We start from the raw sequence: 3,703 nt of genomic DNA on the forward strand, positions 1-3,703 counted from the left end.
ACCCAGATACTCCAGACGCTGGCCAAGCACGATGAACGGATGGTCAACCTGGCACTGCGGGAGCAACGCAGCGAGGAACGGCTGGATACCATCGAGAAGGCCGTGCAGAAAAACTCCGTGATCACCTCAGTGGCGCAGTGGGTGGCGATGACCGTCACTGCTGGTCTGATTGCCTACGCATTCAGGCACCTTGTTTAGTCATGGCATTCCCCAGTAAATACAAACCCGCGATGTGTCAGCAGGTAAAAGAGCTGATGTCAGAAGGCATGAGTCGTAAGGCGACTGCCGTGGAGCTCGGCATCAGCTACAAGACGTTTCTGTCCTACATCAACAGACACGAAGACTTTGCCGCTGCCGTGGAGCAGGGTGATGTGCTGGCCGAAGCCTGGTGGGAGGACAAATACATCAGGGGCGCACTGGGTCAGGCCGAGGTGCAGCCTGCCATGATGATTATGTACATGAAGAACCGGTTCAAGTGGCGGGACAAGCTGGAGCAGACCGTCATCAAGGACGAACTGGAAACGGTGGACGAATGGCTGGCAGCAAGGGACAGCGAAGCCGACAGCGAAGACGAGGACTGACCGGCAGAGAGAAGCTGCTGTTTGATTTCCGTTACTTTGCCAGCCTCTGCCTGAAGATCAGAACCAAGTCGGCCAAAGTGGTTCCCCTGAAACTGAACGCGGCCCAGAAGTACCTGCACAAGCGGATCAACCAGCAGCTCAAGCGCACCGGCAAGGTTCGGATCGTGGTGCTGAAAGGTCGGCAACAGGGATGCAGCACGTACACCGAAGCCCGGTTTTACTGGAAAGTCAGCAACAACCGGGGGCTGCGGGCCTACATCCTGACCCACGAAGCGGACGCTACGGCCAACCTGTTCGATATGGTGCTGCGCTACCACGAAAACCTGCCTGCCTTTGCCCAGAAGACACTGAGTAACAAGAGTGCCAAGCAGATGGATTTTACCCACGACTCCGGTTATCGGGTGGGTACCGCAGGCAACCGGGGGGCAGGCCGGTCATCCACGGCGCAGTTATTCCACGGCTCAGAGGTGGCCTTCTGGCCAAACGCGGACGAACACCTGGCCGGTGTGTTACAGGCGGTCCCCAATGAAGCAGACACTGAAGTCATTCTTGAAAGCACTGCTAACGGGGTTGGTGGTGTCTTTTATGATTACGTTATGGACGCTGCTGCTGGCCGTGGCGATTTTGAACTGGTGTTTATCCCTTGGTTTTGGCAGGAGGAATATCAAGCGGCAGCTCCGGCAGGCTTCACGCTCGATGATGACGAAAGATTTCTGAAGCAGACCTACCACCTGAGCGATGAACAACTCCAGTGGCGCAGGCAGAAGATTTACGAGCTGAAATCCGAAGACAAGTTCAAACAGGAATACCCCTGCAATGTGGAGGAAGCGTTCCTGTTCTCCGGCAGGCCGGTGTTTGATCCCAAGCACACCGAGTCGGCCAAGGTCGAGTGTTACGCCCCGAAGCAGTCCATCGAGCTGACCATCAACGGCGTGAACCGTAACAAGACGGGACTGCTGCAAGTCTGGGAGTTCCCGAAGACCGGCACCCAGTACGTGATCGGCTGCGATGTGGCGGAAGGGTTGGCACCGGTCAATGACAAGCATAAGCACGGTGACTATTCGTCCATTGATGTGTGTGACCGTGACGGTTACCAGGTGGCTCACTGGCATGGGCATGTGGCACCGGACGATCTGGGCAAGATGCTGGACAAGCTGGGCCGGTTCTACAACGGCGCTTTGATCGGCGTGGAGCGCAACAACCACGGCCTGACCACTGTCACCAAGCTGAAAGACCGGAAGTACCCCAATTTGTACATGGAAACCACCGTTGACCAGCGAAGCCAGAAGCGCACCAAGCGCCTCGGCTGGCAGACCACCACGAAATCCAAGCCCCTGATGATCGACCACCTGGCGGCACTGCTGCGGGACGGCGAGTCGGGTATCTGCAACAAGGACACCATTGCCGAGTGCCAGACCTACGTCATTGAGGACAACGGCAGCACCAACGCGCAGGAAGGTTGCTTTGATGATCGGGTGATCAGTTACGCCATTGCCCAGCAGATGGTGCTGAAGCTGCCACGGCAGAAGATCAATATTAACGAGCTGAAGTATCGGGCTCCGGGCAAGTCGGCTTACTGATGGAACACAGAATCATACGTTTCACCCAGCGGGTGGTGGGGAACTACCCCGCCATCATGGCTGGCCACCGGCTTGAGTGGATCAGGCGCAGAGGGAAGAAGGCCAGATAATGGACTACGGACTGGTACAGGTCACCACACCGGACGAGGTGACGCAGGCGGAGATGCAGCAGGCAGAGGATGCCGACCGTCAGGAGCAGGCGGTGCGTGACGCCTTTGCCGCTGACCTGCAAAGCCGCTGGCAGGGTTACCGGGAAGCCCGGCGAGAAGTGGAAGAAGAATGGCTGGCATCCTTGCGCGCCGTGAAAGGGGAGTATGGGCCTGAACAGTTGCGGATCATGGAAGAACAGCAGGCACTGAGCCGGGTGTTTATCAAGATCACCACCACCAAGGTCAACGCCGCCTATTCACGGATCATCGACCTGCTGTTCCAGAACCCTGACAACTTCTGGGACATTGTGCCCAGCCCCCTGGCGGAAGTGCCTGCCAGCATCAAGCGGCACCTCCGCATGACCGCCATTCAGGAGCTGCTGCCTTACCCCCTTGATCCCCAGACCCGCAACCAGCTTATCCAGGAACGGTACGATGAGATGGAACGGGCGCTGATGGCGGAGGCGCTGGACCGGGCCAACAAGGCCGCCATGCGCATGAAACGGCAGATCAAGGACTACCTGATTGCTGCGGATGCCCTGACCGAGCTGAAGAAGGTGACCCGTGAGCAGGTGACCCTCGGCACGGGCTGCATCAAGGTGGCCACCCTCAATATCCGCACCCATGAGAAGTGGGAGGCCGAAGGGGAGGAATGGCAGCTTAACGAGCAGCAGACCATCGAGCCGGACGTGGAGTGGGCGAGCATCTTCGATATGTTCCCCGACCCTTATTCCAAAGACTGCGGCAAGCCCAACGACCTGTTCCGCCGTCATGTCCTGACCAAACACGAACTGCGGGAGCTGGCGGACAGCCACGGCTTTGAAACCGGCACGGTAATGGAGATTCTGACCCATTCACCGGAGGGCAATCACGTCCCGCTGGATTACGAGAAAGAGCTCAACAACATCAACGAGTCCGACGACCACCACGTTACCCCCAAGCGGTATGACGTGCTGGAGTACTGGGGACCGGTGGACGGCCACCAGTTGCTGAAGTACGGCATCAGGGACATTGATGAGCAAATGGAGTACCAGGGCAATATCTGGATTTGTGATAACCAGATGATCATGGCGCGCCTCAATCCCCTGAAGCCGGAGGCGATCCCCTACAAGTTCATACCCTACGAGACCGTCCTCCACCGCTTCTGGGGCATCGGCATCCCCTACATGATGAACGACTCTCAGGACGTGATGAACTCCACGGGCAGAGCCTTGCTCGATAACGCGGCCCTCACTGCCGGTCCCATGTTCCAGATGGATGTCTCCAAGCTGCCGGAAGGCATGAGCCTGGAGGACGCCAAGAAGATTTACCCCTATCGGCTCTGGTTTTATGACGGTCAGGCCGGTGAAGGGCCGATGATCGACGCGATCAACGTCCAGAGTAATCAGGGTGA

Annotated in this window: 4 protein-coding genes; all 4 read left to right on the forward strand. The window is 57.8% G+C overall.

Annotation, left to right across the window (positions count from 1 at the left end; all coding sequences use genetic code 11):
* On the forward strand, window positions 1–198 hold a 198-nt coding region (locus tag AK963_RS33740), incomplete at its 5' end, for a hypothetical protein (protein ID WP_175404675.1).
* A 2-nt stretch (window positions 199–200) separates the two neighbouring features.
* Complete coding sequence (locus tag AK963_RS26700) at window positions 201–581, forward strand: helix-turn-helix domain-containing protein (protein ID WP_066018385.1); 381 nt, start codon at window positions 201–203, stop codon at window positions 579–581.
* On the forward strand, window positions 533–2,161 hold the full coding sequence (locus tag AK963_RS26705; RefSeq protein ID WP_066018386.1) for a terminase large subunit: 1,629 nt from the start codon (window positions 533–535) through the stop codon (window positions 2,159–2,161). The genes AK963_RS26700 and AK963_RS26705 overlap by 49 nt, the downstream gene beginning before the upstream one ends.
* A 109-nt stretch (window positions 2,162–2,270) precedes the next feature.
* On the forward strand, window positions 2,271–3,703 hold a 1,433-nt coding region (locus AK963_RS26710; RefSeq protein ID WP_139117690.1), incomplete at its 3' end, for a hypothetical protein.

It is taken from the genome of Endozoicomonas atrinae (assembly GCF_001647025.1).
GTDB classification, from domain to species: Bacteria; Pseudomonadota; Gammaproteobacteria; order Pseudomonadales; family Endozoicomonadaceae; genus Endozoicomonas; species Endozoicomonas atrinae.

Excerpts from the sequence above, each read along its gene's own strand:
- AK963_RS26700 (WP_066018385.1), top strand. The coding sequence starts at position 201 with ATGGCATTCCCCAGTAAATACAAACCCGCGATGTGTCAGCAGGTAAAA.
- AK963_RS26705 (WP_066018386.1), top strand. The coding sequence starts at position 533 with ATGGCTGGCAGCAAGGGACAGCGAAGCCGACAGCGAAGACGAGGACTG.